Source organism: Gilliamella sp. BG3 (assembly GCF_046635605.1).
GTDB lineage: Bacteria > Pseudomonadota > Gammaproteobacteria > Enterobacterales > Orbaceae > Gilliamella > Gilliamella bombi.
Genome location: NZ_JBIDFE010000004.1, coordinates 90,186 through 106,894, shown reverse-complemented (window position 1 = coordinate 106,894; position 16,709 = coordinate 90,186). Strand labels below are relative to the sequence as shown.

The window sequence follows — 16,709 nt, the reverse complement described above, 5'->3', positions numbered from 1 at the left end:
TTTTTACTTGTTGGGTGCGGTTCGTTAAATTTACGAATTGCACCTTTAATTATGGAAAATTGCCAATATTCAAACCTATCGAATTTTTATTAAATACATCATCTAGCATATACCTGAAATAATCTTTTTGATAAATCAGAAGGTTATTAGCAATCCTAAAAAAACGCAAAAACTAGCCAAGTATTTTTTTTATAGTTATAATTAAAACCAATTCAGTTCACTTAGTGAACTAATAAAAAACCAAATAAAACAAATGATTAATTGACAGGCGGAATATTATGTTGTATAATTTTAAACACCAAACACCAAACACCAACACTGGCAAACCTATCTCTTAAATTTATCAAATAACGCCCTTAGGCAATTTTTTACGCTTTCCTCGTTTATATTCTCGAAGTTATCACTTAAATTATTATCGGCATTATTGCCGAAATTATCTCAAAAAGCCGTGCTAGTATTAGCATTATTATTGTCGTCTTCATGGAATTTACAGGCATCAATAAGTAAAATTGAACGATCGGGTAATCGTAGTGATGCAATAATTATTCCGTCGCCAGTTATCAATTACGCAAGGCCGAGTCTACGATTTGGCGGTGGGGTTCTTGACGATTTTCACGATAGCGACTATCTGGCAGGTCCAGCTGAAATATGGAATCCATATAAGGGATTCTTAGTTCAAATTAACCCGATGTTATACAGTCAAAATTTTCCGACAACGGGTGCTGATGGGTTATATTTTGATTTATTGATAGACGGATATGAAGGGGAATTGATATGGGAACCTGTCACACATGAGGGAATAACAGCAACAGTGACGAGTGTTGTTGCTGATGAGTGGTGGATGACTACTCCTGCCGATAAAGGAAAAGTTGTAGCACGTGTTAAGTTAACCGGGCCAATGGCAAATAATAGTCAGAAACAGTCAACAGATCCAGGTAAAATTACTGTGCCAAATTTACCACAGACATTTGAGCTAGTGGGTAGGGATAGTTCAGGTAGTGAAGTTGTAAAATATGGATTTGTTTTGCAGAAATGGTTTGTCAGTGGAGGGCCTAATAAACTCGAAACTCTTCCTAATCAAGTAAGTTGGTGTAGTAGTTTAGGTTATCGACTTATTAAAGTAAAAGATGTCACTAACGCAGTTTGTTTCAATTTTAACTCAGGACCTTGGTGTAAAGGCGCTGTTGGCGCTACGCCGTCCTCAAATGGTAATTATTATCAGCGTCGAATAGGCGCGGGGTTTATTGCAGAGTGGGGGGTACTCTCAGTTTATGGCGCAGGATTTAGAGAAGGGTTTCACTGGACGAGTGACGAAAGTGATGGCCACAGGTACCAGCTCATTGTGTGGCCACGCTTTGGTGATATAGGCGGCTATGATTATCCTGCTTCTCTATATGTGATTTGTGTTACACCTTAGTTTTTAGCCATTAATCCTAATAGAAAGCTACCCTATCATAAGATGAGTGTTAAACCAATAAAGCTGCGCTTTTGTGATTAGATAGCAAAAGCGCTTTTTTGAAATAAAAAATCTTTTGAGTAAGCGCTGAATTGGCTAAAAATACTCAGATAGAATGCTTGTTTTCCTAAGTCTTTCTACATTTTTATGCTTTTATCCAGTCCTGTTGCCATTTTCTTAGTTTTTGTTTGTCTATTTTATATTTACCTTGTTTTTATTAATTAGAGTCGTTCAAAAAATAGGTAAATACACAAATTTAACAGGGGATAAATTTGTAGTATAAGACAAGCCGTGTTACAAAATTGCCAAATCGTTTATATCGCTATTGATTCTTTAGCTAAAGACAGAGATAATCCTTTGCTAATTGAATCTAACGATTTATCGATTATTAAACAGGTACAAAAATGATCAAGGAAAAAGAACTTAAAGGATTAGGCGGTTGGCTAATTTTAGTTGGTATTGAATTATTTTTTTGTTTTATTTTTATTGGATATGTTACTTTTTCTAGACTAAATGCGATTGATTTTATCGACGTATGGACACAATTATTGGATCCCTACTCGAAAATGCACACAATTCATTTGGGTCTGTTTATTTTAGGTGACATGGGTCTAAATTGTTTATTATTGCTTTTAAACGCTTATATTATATTTTTATATTTTACTAAAAGTTATAAATTTCCTAACTTTTTTATTATATTTAGTAGCAGTTTTATTGTTTTTAAGCTAATTCAAAGATGTTGGTATCTTTTTATAGTGTTACCATTTGAAGTTAAATTTGAGTTTTCTTTTATAAAAGATATTGTGATAGCAATCATTTATACCAGTATTTGGATTGCTTATGTGTTAAAGTCAGTTCGAGTCAAAAATACATTTGTTAATGGTCGCCATAGTGAAGTTACTCATAGCGACATAATTAGTTAATTTGTTTTAAGGAAATAAAATGACATCAAATTTAGACAATTCAGTAAATGGAAAAGTAACAAAAGCGGTTATCCCTGTTGCCGGTTTGGGTACTCGTATGTTACCAGCAACTAAAGCTATTCCAAAAGAGATGCTCCCCGTTGTTGACAAGCCACTTATTCAATATGTAGTTAAAGAGTGTATTGCCGCAGGCATAACTGAAATTATATTTGTTACGCACTCATCAAAAAACTCAATTGAAAACCATTTCGATACCAGTTTTGAATTAGAAGCCATGTTAGAGGCGCGTGTTAAACGTCAATTATTGCAAGAAGTACAAGGCATTTTACCTAAAAATGTTACCATAACTAGCGTCCGCCAAGGTTTGGCAAAAGGGCTTGGTCATGCGGTATTATGTGCTTATCCTTTAGTTGGTGATGAACCATTTGCTGTTGTTTTACCTGATGTGATTATCGATGAATACGAAAGTGACCTTACCAGCGATAATTTAGCTGCAATGATCAAAAATTACCATGAAACCAAACATAGCCAAATCATGGTAGAGCCCGTGCCAAAAGAATTAGTTTCTTCTTACGGTATTGTTGATTGTCGTGGTCAAGAGCTATCTGCGGGTAATGTTGCACAAATGTACAGCGTAGTTGAAAAACCATCAGTTGAAGAAGCACCATCAAACCAATCCGTTGTTGGACGTTATGTTCTATCTGAAAAAATCTGGCCTCTACTTGCCAAAACGCCATTAGGTGCAGGTGGTGAAATTCAATTGACCGACGCAATTGCTATGTTACTTGAAGAAGATTGTGTTGATGCCTATTGCATAAAAGGTCGTAGTCATGACTGCGGTAATAAACTTGGCTATGTACAAACATTTGTACAATACGCAATGCGACATAAAAGCTTAGGTAGCGATGTTAAAGCTTGGTTAAAAACGCTTTAATTTTTGATTTAGGTTAGCTAGGTTTCGAATGTTTTGACCTTTTGTGGAAATAATTAACATCAGTGACAACATCCGAAACCATTACACTGCCCCCTCTAAGCCTGCAATAACCGCTAGGTTTATTTAAAAATAAAAATTTCAATAAAATCAATAGTCCACCTGAACGATTTTAGAGCAAGAAACACGCTTATAGCACTACAATGTTAATCAGCCAGCTTTATCACAGCATCAAAATATGCCGATAACGAAGTAAAGCTAGTACGCTAAACTAGGTTGTTGGGTGTGTTTGTGTTTTAGATGTTATCAGCAATATTAATCATTCCGCAAAATACAAAAAATTATAAAACTAACACCTTATTTTAATTAGAAAATTCACCTATCTATAAAGACAAATCGTTTTTATCTTTACATTTCTTTACAAAAAAGTCCGCTAAAAAACTAGCCAACTATTTTATAAATGGTTATACTTTCGCCATTATAGGAAAACAAGCTTATTAAATAAGCAAACAATTATAAAAATCTAAATAAAATAAATAATTACTTAATAGGTAAACCATAATGCATTATCATTCTAGGTACAAGCACCGGCAAACTTATGTCTTAAATTTATCAAATAATCCTATTCGACGAGTTTTTGCACGAAACTCATTTATATCATCGAAATTATCCACAAAACTATCTTTAAAAATCCCATTGGCATTAGTGCCGTTGTTGTTATTGCCGTACTCCTTAGAATCGCAGGCATTATCGGCTACTACTTTTAATTACATTCAGGGTACTGCACCTTATTTAACCTTTGATGGCGGTGTTACTAAAGTGACTAAAATAGAGGACTTATTAGGTATTAAGTTATCGGATGGTCGAACATTCACATCGCAAAATAATTCTTCATCACCAACAGCGCCAATCAAGTTACCTAATGTAGGGGATACCTTGGCTGATATTGAAATGATAGTCCCGCCATTAAGCGACTCAATAAATATAAATGACTTAGTGACACAAGGTAAATGGGGAGATGATGATGGAGATGGTCAGGGTACAAATGGTGTTACCGCATTAGGAAGTATATCGTTAGCAATAACTGATAAAGATGGAAATGCTGTTAGTCGTGGCGATGCATTAGATATATGTAATGCACCTTATAAGGTAACCTTAAGTAGTACAGGAGGTAGTTTAACTACACAATATGGTTTGCCAGATAGTAGTACTTTTAGTGGAGGAACAGCGGAGTATTATATCACTTTACCGTCACAGCCCGTTATTTGTGCGGTCAGGCCAAATCTAAATAAAGGTACAGGCGATTATGCAGGTCCACCTAGCATGTGGAATCCAGCAAAGGGTTTTTTAGTTCAGTCAACAAATCCATCATCTTACGGTTTAAATTTTCCAACAACAGGTGCAGATAGATTGTATTTTGATTTGGATATAGTTGGGATAGATGCAAGTCAGTTGAGTTGGTCTGTTACCACATATGGTGGTAGTGGTGATATAACAGCAACGGTGAATTGGGTTTACTCAAACACGCAGGTAACATTGAATGGTCCTAAAGCTGATAGTACTCAGATGAATTCAGATAATCCAAGTCCACTTAGACGTCCTTCTTTGCCACAGACATTTGAGTTGGTTGGTAGGGATAGTCAAGGTAATGAGGTTAGGTATGGATTTGTGTTGAGGCAGTGGTTCGTCGATCGGGGACTTCGAAGAGATAGCCTTTCTAATCAAAGCACATGGTGTGATAGTTTGGGTTATCGTTTGTCACGGGTAAGGGATTTAACCAATGCGGTTTGTTCTGGCTGGGGCATGAATAGTTACGCTCCTTGTACTGGTGCAGTAGGTGCCACGCCGCCGTCTAGTGGTAATGGTTACATGCGTCATATAGGAGCAGGTTTTTTCACGGAGTGGGGCTACTTGGGCAACTACGTTGGTGCGGGCTTCTTCAACAACACCTGCTGGACAAGCGACACGATCGGTAGCAATGGCTTCTTTGTTCCCTCGTCCGAAGGCTCCGTCGGCGGCACTGGCGCTTCTTCCTACGCCTTCGGTGCTGTTTGCACCACACCTTAGTTTTTAGCGTTTAGTTCTTAATCCTTAGGGCGCGGGGGTGGTTATGGTGCCAGAGAGGAAAATATAAAAAAGAATAAAGCCCCAGCGCAAGTGTTGGGGCGCTGAGCAGGCAAAGTTTGTGAGCTTTGAGCTTTGATGGCAGAAAACCAAAATAGCACCTCGACCGATACGCCTTAAAAGCTTGCGCTTTTGCTATTAACTGGTTGTTATTAACAAGTTGTTATTAATAGCTATTATCAAATAACAAAAACGCTTTTCTTAAAAAGCCAAATTCAACGTAATAAAAAAATAGCTAGCCTATAATTGTTTGATTTCATTTAAAAATAAAAAATTTAATAAAATCAATGGTCTACCTGAGCAATTTTAGAGTAAAAAACAACGCCTAATTCCTTTGCACAAAAAAAATCAGACATTATGTCTGATTTTTTTACTTTTTATCACGACAATATTTAAAAATCTAAATTCGCCGCTTTAAGGGCATTTTCTTCAATAAATAGTCGGCGTGGTTCAACTTCATCCCCCATTAATGTGGTAAATAATTGATCCGCTTCAATTGCATCTTTTATGGTGACTTGCAACATGCGACGACTGGTTGGATCCATTGTGGTTTCCCATAACTGTTCTGGGTTCATTTCACCTAGTCCTTTATAACGCTGAATAGTTAATCCACGACGTGATTCTTTAATTAACCAATCAACAGCTTCATCAAAAGATTCTACGGGTTGTTTGCGTTCTCCACGTTGAATAAAGGCGCTGTCTTCAAGTAGATCTTTTAATTGTGCACCAAGGTGGCAGATATTACGGTATTCATTACTATGGATGAATACTTGATCTAATGGATAATGAGTATCTACACCATGAGTTTTTACTTTAATGATTGGCACATATAGTTGTGCTTTTTCATTATATTCAGCTGAATAAAGGTAGCTGCTACCATGTTGTTCTTTATTTGATAGTTTTTCAACAAGGGTTTTTGCCCAATTTTCGGCTTGTTGTTGGTTTTGTAAAATACTTTCGTTTAATACATCATGATAAACTAATTCCAATAGCAACGCTTTTGGATAGCGACGCTCCATTTTTGTAATAAGTTTTTCGACTTTTTGATATTCAGCAATTAGTTTTTCTAATGCTTCGCCTGCAAGTGCAGGTGCATGGTCATTGACATGTAACGATGCATCTTCAAGCGCTAAGGCAATTTGAAATTGCGTCATTGCCTCATCATCTTTGATATATTGTTCTTGCTTGCCTTTTTTGACTTTGTATAAAGGTGGCTGTGCAATATAAACATAACCTCGCTCAATGATTTCTGGCATTTGTCGGTAGAAGAATGTTAATAATAATGTTCGAATATGCGAGCCATCAACGTCGGCATCGGTCATGATAATAATGCTGTGGTAACGCATTTTGTCTGGGTTATATTCATCACGGCCAATTCCACAACCTAATGCGGTAATTAGTGTTCCGACTTCTTGAGATGAGAGCATTTTGTCAAAACGGGCTTTTTCGACATTTAAAATTTTACCTTTAAGCGGTAAGATTGCTTGATTTTTGCGGTTGCGCCCCTGTTTTGCTGAGCCCCCCGCAGAGTCCCCTTCCACTAAGTATAATTCAGATAAAGCTGGGTCTTTTTCTTGGCAATCAGCAAGTTTACCTGGTAATCCGCCTAAGTCTAAGGCGCCTTTTCGACGTGTCATTTCGCGCGCTTTACGGGCGGCTTCTCGTGCTCTTGCAGCATCGATGATTTTTCCGACAACAATTTTGGCATCACTTGGGTTTTCAAGTAGATATTCTGTTAACTTTTCGCCCATTACGGATTCAACGGCGGATTTTACTTCTGATGATACCAATTTGTCTTTGGTTTGTGATGAGAATTTTGGGTCAGGTACTTTAACTGATACTACCGCAATTAAACCCTCACGAGCATCATCGCCTGTGGCGCTGATTTTGGCTTTTTTGCTGTATCCTTCAGCTTCCATATAGTTGTTTAATGTGCGCGTCATTGCTCCACGGAAACCCGCCAAGTGAGTACCGCCATCTCGTTGTGGAATGTTGTTAGTAAAGCAATAGATGTTTTCTTGGTAACCATCGTTCCATTGTAGTGCTACTTCAACACCAATACCGTCTTTTTCTGTGCTGAAGTAAAATATTTTAGGATGAATAGGATTTTTATTTTTGTTTAAGTATTCAACAAACGCTTGAATGCCACCTTCGTAATGGTAATGTTCATTTTTGCCTGTGCGCTCATCAAGTAATCTTATTGATACGCCTGAGTTTAAGAATGATAATTCTCGTAGTCGTTTTGCTAATATTTCGTAGACAAACTCAATATTGGTAAATGTTTCTGGGCTTGGCCAGAAGCGTACATAAGTGCCAGATTCAGGTGTTTCGCCAATTACTTTTAGGGGAGCTTCCGGGACACCTAAGTTATAAACTTGTTGGTGGATTTTTCCATCACGATAAATAACTAATTCTAATTTATCTGATAAGGCGTTAACAACTGAAACACCTACACCATGCAAACCTCCAGATACTTTGTAAGAATTATCATCAAATTTACCGCCAGCATGCAATACGGTCATGATAACTTCTGCTGCTGAAATACCTTCTTCTTCATGAATACCTGTTGGAATACCGCGACCATCGTCACGTACAGAAACAGAGTTATCAGGGTGGATTGTTACTTCAATATGGTGACAATATCCAGCTAATGCTTCATCTATGGCATTATCAACAACTTCAAAAACCATATGGTGAAGTCCTGTACCATCATCAGTATCACCAATATACATACCTGGACGTTTACGGACAGCATCAAGCCCTTTGAGTACTTTAATGCTAGAAGAATCATAAGAATTGGACATGGATTTCTCGACTTTTTTGATTGTTTATATCGTTCTGTATATTTACGAAATTATACCAGATTTTATGTGAAAAATCTTATCATTTTCATCGATCATATGGGTAATTTGCGATTGGTTAACTGCAGTTATGAATACTTGTGAATTAGCTTGTTTTAAACGTTTGGCTAACAATTCGCGTTTATTGTTATCTAATTCAGATGCAAAATCATCAAGTAGGTAGATACAAGCTTGGGTATTTTGCTTAGAGTAATATTCACCTTGAGATAAACGTAATGCGCACATTAATAATTTTAATTGACCACGTGATAATAGATCTTCAACTGGAATGTTATCAACACGTAATCGAATATCTGCTTTATGTGGTCCGGCTGATGTGTAGTTAAGGAGTTTGTCTCGTTCATACTGTTTGCGTAATATTTCAGCATAATCAGTACCATGCTCCCAACCTTGGTAATATTGGCAATTAAGTTGGTATTCGGGTAAGAAATCATGGCAAGTTTGTATAATTTCAGGAAAAATATGTTGTGAGTAGTTTTCTCTAATGTGGCTAATTTTTTCAGCGATGGGTGCAAGTTCTTTGTCCCAAGGTAATAATTGATTATAACTATGGGATTGCTTTAATAATGCATTGCGTTGTTTAAATAAACGCTTTAAATTATTCCATAAATGAACAAATTCAGGGTGGTGATGAAAACATCCCCAATCAATAAATGCTCGGCGATATTTAGGTCCACCAGTCAATAAATCAAATCCTTCAGGTGTGATTAGTTGAATGGGTAATAATTTGGCTAAATCGGTTAATCGATAACCTTCATCTCCATCTATTCTGATTTTATTATCATTATTACGCGATTTAGCAAGCCCAATTGAGTGATTTTGTTGATTGGCTGTGTTTAGTTCGCTGAATAATACTAGTTCTGGCTGTTCGTGTTGAATAATTCGATTAGATTGAGTATGTCTAAATGCACGACCATGACCAAGCATATAAATAGCTTCAAGTAAGCTCGTTTTTCCACTCCCGTTATCGCCAACAATGAAGTTGAAATTTGGCGATAAAGTTAGCTGTGCATAACTAATATTACGAAAATGATGAACTTTGATTTTTGAAAGAGTCATATGCTTTAAATTATTCCGGACGAAGCCGGAATATTAAGTAAGATTGGATTATAAGCGCATTGGCATAACAACATAAGTTGCTGTCTGATTATTGATATCTTCTATTTGTACACTTGATGTTGCATCGGTTAATAATAGTTGTACGCTATCACATTTCAATGTATTTAATATATCAAGTAGATAGGTTACATTGAAGCCAATTTCAAGCTCTGCGGATTCATATTTTACGTCAATAACTTCTTCTGCTTCTTCTTGTTCTGGGTTGTTTGCTGTAATCTTTATTTGATTGTTATGGACATAAAGTCGAATACCACGGAATTTTTCATTAGATAAGATCGCAACTCTTGATAGGGCGTTTCTGAGTTCTTCGCAAGATACTTCAAGTGGTTTATCTGGGTTGCGTGGCAATACTCGTTTGTAGTCAGGGAATCTTCCATCAATGAGTTTTGATGTGAAAGTGAAATCACCAAGATTAACCCGTAAGTTATTATTACCAATTTGCATATTGATTAATTCTTCGTTATCACTAACCAGTTTTGCAAGCTCTAGTACCCCTTTTCTTGGTAAAATGACAGAATGATTAGTTTTAGTATCTTGTTCAATAGGTTGTGAGCATAAAGCTAATCGATGTCCATCTGTTGCAACTGATTTTAGTAAACCATCTTCAATTTCAAATAACATGCCATTTAGGTAATATCTTACGTCTTGATTCGCCATTGAAAATTGTACTGCATCAATAAGGCGTTTAATGGTTTTTTGTGGAACTGAAAGTTCAACATCACTTTGCCAATTTTCTAGATTTGGAAAATCGGTAGCTGGTAGTGTTGATAATGAAAATTTACTACGTCCTGATTGAATCATCAATCGGTTATCGTCAACGCTTATCGAAATTTTGGCGTCATTAGGTAAATTTCGACAGATATCAAGAAACTTTCTTGCTGGCACGGTTGTTGCACCTGGTTCACTTGGTTCAATTAATGGTAGATGAGATATCATCTCTATTTCAAGATCAGTTCCTGTCATCGATAGCGTGTTATCACTCACTTGTAATAATAAATTCCCCAAAATTGGTAGTGTAGGGCGACTACTTAATGGTGCACTTACAAGTTGTAATGGCTTTATTAGTTTTTCACGATCTATAATAAATTTCATAGTATTGATTCTTTTTAAGTTGATAATGTTCGAATTAAATTGGAGTAATCTTCTTTAATGTTATTACTTTCTTCTTTTAACTCTGCGATCTTTCTACATGCATGTAATACAGTCGTGTGATCTCTTCCACCAAAGCCGTCACCGATTTCAGGTAGGCTTTTATTGGTGAGCTCTTTGGCAAGCGCCATTGCTACTTGCCGTGGTCTTGCCACAGAACGAGAACGACGTTTAGAAAGTAAATCTGATACTTTAATTTTATAATATTCGGCAACTGTCTTTTGTATATTTTCAATGGTGACAAGTTTTTCTTGTAAAGCGAGTAAATCTTTTAAGGCATCTTTAACAAAATCAATGGTAATGGCCTTACCAGTAAAATTAGCATTAGCGATAACCCGATTAAGAGCACCTTCTAATTCACGAACATTAGAGCGTAATCGTTTAGCAATAAAAAAAGCGACTTCTTCAGGTAATTTAATATGATTTTCCTCGGCTTTTTTCATTAAAATTGCAACCCGTGTTTCTAGTTCTGGTGGCTCAATTGCAATGGTTAGTCCCCAACCAAAACGTGATTTTAGTCGGTCTTCAACGCCATTAATTTCTTTAGGATAGCGATCTGACGTTAAAATAATTTGCTGATTACCTTCTAATAAAGAGTTAAAGGTATGGAAAAATTCTTCTTGAGATCGCTCTTTATTTGCAAAAAACTGAATGTCATCGATAAGTAAAGCATCAACAGAACGGTAGTAATTTTTAAATTCTTCGATAGCGTTATTTTGTAGTGCTTTGACCATGTCTTGCACAAAGCGCTCGGAATGCATGTAAACAACTTTGGCGTTGGCTTTTTTTGCCATTATTTGATTGCCAACTGCATGTAATAAATGCGTTTTACCTAAACCGGTGGAACCATATAAGAATAGTGGATTATAAGCTTTTCCTGGATTTTCAGCTACTTGTTTTGCAGCCGCAACAGCAAGTTGGTTTGATTTACCCTCAACAAAACTATTAAAAGTGTGCTTATGGTTAATACCTGAATGATACACATGATTATTATTGGTTTCTTTTGTTGTTTTCCATGCAGGAACAACCTCTGCTTTCTTTTGGTTATTTTGTTCTTTTTTATCTGCGGATACGGTTGAACCAACTTCAAGAAATAATTTTAGAGAATCGTCATTAATTAGTTTATTTAATAGTTGAGAAATAGTAGTTAAATATTTATTTCTTACCCAATCTAGGACAAATCTATTGGGCGCATAGATATAGAGTTTATTATCAACCATTTCCGCTTGCAACGGGCGAATCCATAAGTTGAATTCTGTTGTGGGGATTTCTTCTTGTAATTGAGAAAGGCAATCTTGCCAAATAGCGGTAGGCACGGCAACTCCTTTAACTTTGCTTACTAACAATATCGTGAAGTATTATAATCTTTTTTGTGGATAATTTGTAGATCTAAGGTAATATTTAATTTAGTTGTTAACAATAAAAATAAGAAAAACCCGGCTTATAACCGGGTCTTAATGAAGTATCTAAATAACAAAAAATTAATTTGTTTCATTAGTTACTTGAACTTCTTTCTCGTTAAGTGCTTTAACTTCAATTTCAACACGACGATCTGGAGCTAAACAAGCTTTTAAGCTAGCACCACGAAGAGCATTACATTTTGTACCAGTAACTGGTTGAGATTTACCCACACCACGAGCACTAATTAGGTTAGAAGGAACACCTTTAGCAATTAAATATTTCATTACTGAGTTAGCACGTTGTTCTGATAGTTTTTGGTTATAACTAACTGAACCGATACGGTCAGTATGACCAATTACTACGATAGCGCTTTCAGTTGGGTTAAGTTTAACAAGATTTGTTAGTAAGTTGTCTAATGCTTGGCGACCTTCTTCTTTTAAGTCAGCTTTCGCATAAGCAAATAGCACATCTTCATTTAATACATAGCGGTTTACTTCAGTTTTTAATTCAACTGGTGCTGGAGTAGCTGGTGAACCTAAACGATAAGTAATACCCAAGCTTACAGTACCTGCGTCTGGAGTTGCTTTGCTTTTAGTATGAATATGTTGAACATATTGGTATTCTAAACGAGTAGAGAAGTCTTCGTCTAAACGATAGTCAAGACCTAATGCATAAACTGGAGATAGGTCAGTTTTTGTGCCACCACGTCCGTATCTTTCTTTAATATCATTCTTCCATTTAGCAATAGTAACCATGCCTCCAGCACGACCATAAATATCTAGATCGCCAATGATAGGGTAGCTTAATTTACCGGTTAATGAAACGCCTTGTGCAGAAAGTTTACTATTACCCGCTTTAGTCTTATCATCAGTCCAAGTTCTTTTATATTTAGCAGAACCTAACCAATCATAACCTAACTCAAATGCTAAATATGGGTTTGCTTGGAAGCCAAGGAAAGCGCCACCAGCAACATTGCTACGATTTGAAGTTTTAATACCAACTTCATCTTTATCAAAGCCACGAACTTTATGTGCATCTAATCGATAAAGCTCTGACCAACCTAATTTAGCACCTGTATAAAAAGTGTTGTCTTCGTATGCTGCGTTAGCTGCAGTAGCTGTTAAACTTGCAACTGCGATTGCTAGAGCTAGAGTAGTTTTTTTCATTTTATTGCCTCAACTTATATGTTGTTATAGACGATGTTTAGTTTCTTTTATTGTTTAAAATTCATTTAAATTAAAAAGAACAATACTTATTTTTATATAATTATGTTACCCATAATCTGTTGTCAAGTATAGCATAGATAATAGGCAAATCTATAGTTATTGCAGTTACAATAAAAAAAATTTAGATAATTTTATCAAATAATTTTGTTAATTGTTATGTAAAAGTCATTAATAGTATTTGCTAATGCATTAGCCATAATAAAAAAGTCAGCTTCTAATCGCTTATTAAATTCATCTGAACCGATATCTTCGTTTTCATCCAAAATAGCAGAATCAAACTTAATTCGTTTAAATGTTAAGTCACTATTAACAATAAAGCTAACGCCTCTTTCATCAATAATTTTAATTTTAGTGATCCATTTCCCTGAATCGAAATGGACACGCATTTCATCACTGGTGATTTCTTGATTTTTACAGCTAATAATTCCATTTCCTTCAAGAGGATCTTTTAGTTCGGCTTGATCACCTAATAAAAATGGTGGGAATTTTAGGTTTTCCTTAGCCCATGAGGTCATAACCTGTTCAAGTGGTTTATCAATCGATAAAGGGGTTAAAGCGAGTGAGCCAAGCTCTTTACGTAAAATCGCTAAGATATCTTCTGATTGTTTAAAGCTACTACAGTCAACAATAATGCGTTTATTATGCGTATCTAACCATAACCAATAATGATTATATTTACTAAAAGCCCTTGGCATTAGATCAATCATAACTTCATCTTTTAAAGTCGCCTTTTCGTTTTTAGTTAGTTTTCTGCTTAGTGCTTGTTCTTGTTTATCGATTTTTTCTAATAAAGCTTGTTTTATTACGGGTGCTGGTAATATTTTTGTTTCTTTTTTGATCCGTAATAATAAATGCCCTTGCATATCAACTATAAAATCATCTTGGTTATTATCATGATAAGGCGAAACCCAACCCATTTTTGTGGTGTCTAAATTACCACATGGAGTAAAAGGGTGAGACTTTAGCGCTTTTTCTATTGCATCTTTATTAAGTAACGTGTCGCTATTAAGTTGGTAAATTATGGCATTTTTAAACCAAAGCATACTTTTCTATTTCCTGCATTTTGTGATAAAGGGTTATCATTGTTTAAATAAGTAACAGCTTATAGAGAATAATAAACTGTCATTATTTAGTGATTGAGTATAAATGTATATTTATTAGAAGCTATAAGAAACACCCATATAAATCGAGGTTACAGTGCTATTGTCCACCATTGGGCTATCTGCCACATCACCAGTTAATTTGTCAATATGAACACCACCAAATGTCGCAATATTTGGGGTTAATGAATATTGTGCAGCTAATTCAGCATAAGGTGTCAATGACGCATCAGCATTAAAGTATCGTAATCCTGAACGAGAGGTTTCTTTATGTGAAACACCATAATAATAATCATTGTGCTTATTATTAGCCCAATTTATACCGATGGTGGGCGCAACAATCAAATTGCCTTGCATGTAAGGAATGGTATAATCAGCATTTACTAAAATACTATTACTTTCATTTAATACATCAGTTCCTACACTACTGGAAAAACTTCCCCAATTGGTATCAATAGAATACTCGATTTCTGCAAGTAATGTTGAATGGCGGCTATCAAGTAGTCTTAATTGGTGGTTATCTGAATCATGTGGCTTAAATTCGTTAGATAAATAACGTGCGCCAATAGACACGCTTTGATTGTCCTGATTATAAGCATAAATACCTGCTGACAAGTCATCGATAAAAAACAGACCATTATCATAATCAATATGAGGAATAGGGTAATAATTAGCACTATAACTTTTATACGGTGAATTAGTCCGACCCACACCAACCCCGATAGAGGTAGTGTCAGCTAATGCAATTTGGGTAACTCCTAAAGTTATTATTGATAAAATAGATAGTGTACAAAATGTTTTTTTCATTTTTCATACCCATATATAAAAGGTGATCACCTGTCGTTATTTATACTAATTTTATATCTTATTGATGGTTAGTTTTGTCGTCACACAATCTATACATTAATTGTACATTGTAACAAACAAATTTCCTGAATAATAATGCCACATTTTATCATGTTTGAATATCAATTAGTGAGACAACTTATGAGTAAACCAACTTTAGAAATGATTAATAGCCGTCCTGATGATGCTACTTTGTTAGCAGATGAGGCAAAATATTGTTCTTTCGGTGATACAGTGCATTATGTAGAACCACCAAAAATTTTTGATGGTTGTGAAGGTAGTTATATGTATGACAAAGAAGGCAAAGCTTTCCTTGATCTGCAAATGTGGTATTCTGCATGTAACTTCGGTTATGCCAATGAGCGTTTAAATAATGTTCTTAAAAAGCAAATTGATACCTTACCACAATGTGCTAGCCAATATTTACACCCAACTAAAATTGAATTAGCTAAAACTATTGCTCAAGGTATGGAAAAGCGATTTGGTTATGAAGGGCGGGTACATTTCAATGTAGGTGGTTCACAGTGTATTGAAGACTCTTTAAAAGTTGTTCGTAATGCTACTGGTGGTAAATCATTAATGTTCGCTTTCCAAGGTGGATACCATGGCCGAACTCTAGGTGCTTCATCAATTACATCAAGTTATCGTTATCGTCGTCGCTATGGTCATTTTGGTGATCGTGCTATGTTTGTTCCATTCCCATATCCTTTCCGTCGTCCAAAAGGCATGACAGCAGAAGAGTATGGTGAACATTTAGTCGCAGAATTTGCGCGTTTATTTGAAACTGAATACCACGGTGTTTGGGATCCAAAAGTTGGGCAAGCTGAATATGCAGCGTTCTATGCTGAACCTTTACAGGCAACAGGTGGTTATATTGTTCCTCCTCGTAATTACTTTAAAGGACTTAAAAAAGTTTTAGATCAGTATGGTATTTTATTGGTGGTTGATGAAATCCAAATGGGCTTTTATCGTACAGGTAAACTTTGGTCAATTGAACACTTTGATGTTAAACCTGATGTTGTTGTTTTTGCTAAAGCATTAACTAATGGTCTTAATCCACTAGGTGGTTTATGGGCGCGTGAAGAATTAATCAATCCTCAAGTATTCCCAGTTGGCTCAACCCACTCAACTTTTGCATCAAATCCATTAGGTACAGCTGTTGGTCTTGAAGTATTAAAAATGACTTCTGAAACAGATTACGAAAAAATGGTAATGGATAGTGGTGCTTATTTCCTTGAGGGTTTAAAAACACTTGAGAAGAAACATAAAGAAATTGGTGAAGTTGATGGTTTAGGCTTGGCACTTCGCGCAGAAATTTGTACAGAAGATGGCTTTACAGCTAATAAAGCCTTAGTTGACAAAATGGTTGATATTGGTATGTCAGGTGATCTTGATTGGAAAGGTACCAAAATGGGATTAGTGCTTGATATTGGTGGTTACTATAAAAATGTGATTACTTTTGCACCATCTTTACACATTTCTCGTCAGGAAATTGATCAAGGTATTGAACTTCTAGATCAGTTAATTACCCGAGCGAAAAAAGAACTTTAATTGTTTGATCTTCATAATCCCG

At 35.7% G+C, this 16,709-nt stretch carries 12 protein-coding genes; 5 read left to right on the top strand and 7 right to left on the bottom strand.

Annotated features, from left to right (window positions below):
- The first annotated feature begins 424 nt into the window (after positions 1-424).
- The 4 genes from ACGH6S_RS03040 (at position 425) to ACGH6S_RS03025 (ending at position 5,377) form a co-directional block, all read left to right on the top strand.
- Positions 425-1,417: a hypothetical protein gene (locus ACGH6S_RS03040; RefSeq protein ID WP_174799339.1), complete on the top strand. Its 993-nt coding sequence runs from the start codon at positions 425-427 to the stop codon at positions 1,415-1,417.
- Positions 1,418-1,860: 443 nt separating this feature from the next.
- Positions 1,861-2,379 (top strand): DUF2569 domain-containing protein, encoded by a 519-nt coding sequence (locus tag ACGH6S_RS03035; RefSeq protein WP_085165995.1) that lies wholly within the window; start codon positions 1,861-1,863, stop codon positions 2,377-2,379.
- A gap of 19 nt (positions 2,380-2,398) precedes the next feature.
- Complete coding sequence (gene galU, locus ACGH6S_RS03030; RefSeq protein WP_065626360.1) at positions 2,399-3,313, top strand: UTP--glucose-1-phosphate uridylyltransferase GalU; 915 nt, start codon at positions 2,399-2,401, stop codon at positions 3,311-3,313.
- 558 nt (positions 3,314-3,871) lie between these two features.
- On the top strand, positions 3,872-5,377 hold the full coding sequence (locus tag ACGH6S_RS03025; RefSeq protein ID WP_411578318.1) for a hypothetical protein: 1,506 nt from the start codon (positions 3,872-3,874) through the stop codon (positions 5,375-5,377).
- A 449-nt stretch (positions 5,378-5,826) separates the two neighbouring features.
- Here the strand turns inward: ACGH6S_RS03025 and gyrB are convergent, their stop codons facing one another.
- The 7 genes from gyrB to ACGH6S_RS02990 all read right to left on the bottom strand — a co-directional run bounded on the left by gyrB (position 5,827) and on the right by ACGH6S_RS02990 (position 15,097).
- Positions 5,827-8,238, bottom strand: a complete 2,412-nt coding sequence (gene gyrB, locus ACGH6S_RS03020) for a DNA topoisomerase (ATP-hydrolyzing) subunit B (protein ID WP_411578317.1) — start codon at positions 8,236-8,238, stop codon at positions 5,827-5,829.
- A gap of 42 nt (positions 8,239-8,280) precedes the next feature.
- Positions 8,281-9,354, bottom strand: coding sequence for a DNA replication/repair protein RecF (gene recF / locus ACGH6S_RS03015; RefSeq protein ID WP_411578316.1), 1,074 nt, complete (start codon positions 9,352-9,354; stop codon positions 8,281-8,283).
- 48 nt (positions 9,355-9,402) lie between these two features.
- Positions 9,403-10,506 (bottom strand): DNA polymerase III subunit beta, encoded by a 1,104-nt coding sequence (gene dnaN / locus ACGH6S_RS03010; RefSeq protein ID WP_065589226.1) that lies wholly within the window; start codon positions 10,504-10,506, stop codon positions 9,403-9,405.
- 14 nt (positions 10,507-10,520) lie between these two features.
- Entirely contained in the window at positions 10,521-11,879 is a 1,359-nt protein-coding gene (gene dnaA / locus ACGH6S_RS03005; protein ID WP_034914300.1) for a chromosomal replication initiator protein DnaA, read from the bottom strand.
- Positions 11,880-12,044: 165 nt separating this feature from the next.
- On the bottom strand, positions 12,045-13,130 hold the full coding sequence (ompA, locus tag ACGH6S_RS03000; protein ID WP_174799344.1) for a porin OmpA: 1,086 nt from the start codon (positions 13,128-13,130) through the stop codon (positions 12,045-12,047).
- A gap of 194 nt (positions 13,131-13,324) precedes the next feature.
- Positions 13,325-14,233 carry a recombination-associated protein RdgC gene (locus tag ACGH6S_RS02995; protein ID WP_296302790.1) on the bottom strand — a complete coding sequence of 303 codons (909 nt, stop codon included), beginning with the start codon at positions 14,231-14,233 and terminating at the stop codon, positions 13,325-13,327.
- A gap of 114 nt (positions 14,234-14,347) precedes the next feature.
- Positions 14,348-15,097 (bottom strand): MipA/OmpV family protein, encoded by a 750-nt coding sequence (locus ACGH6S_RS02990; RefSeq protein ID WP_085164497.1) that lies wholly within the window; start codon positions 15,095-15,097, stop codon positions 14,348-14,350.
- Between the two features lie 180 nt (positions 15,098-15,277).
- On the opposite strand from ACGH6S_RS02990, the gene ACGH6S_RS02985 reads away from it, so the two are divergent.
- A complete protein-coding gene (locus tag ACGH6S_RS02985; RefSeq protein ID WP_141671132.1) occupies positions 15,278-16,687 on the top strand; it encodes an aspartate aminotransferase family protein in 1,410 nt (469 codons plus the stop codon).
- Positions 16,688-16,709: the final 22 nt, after the last annotated feature.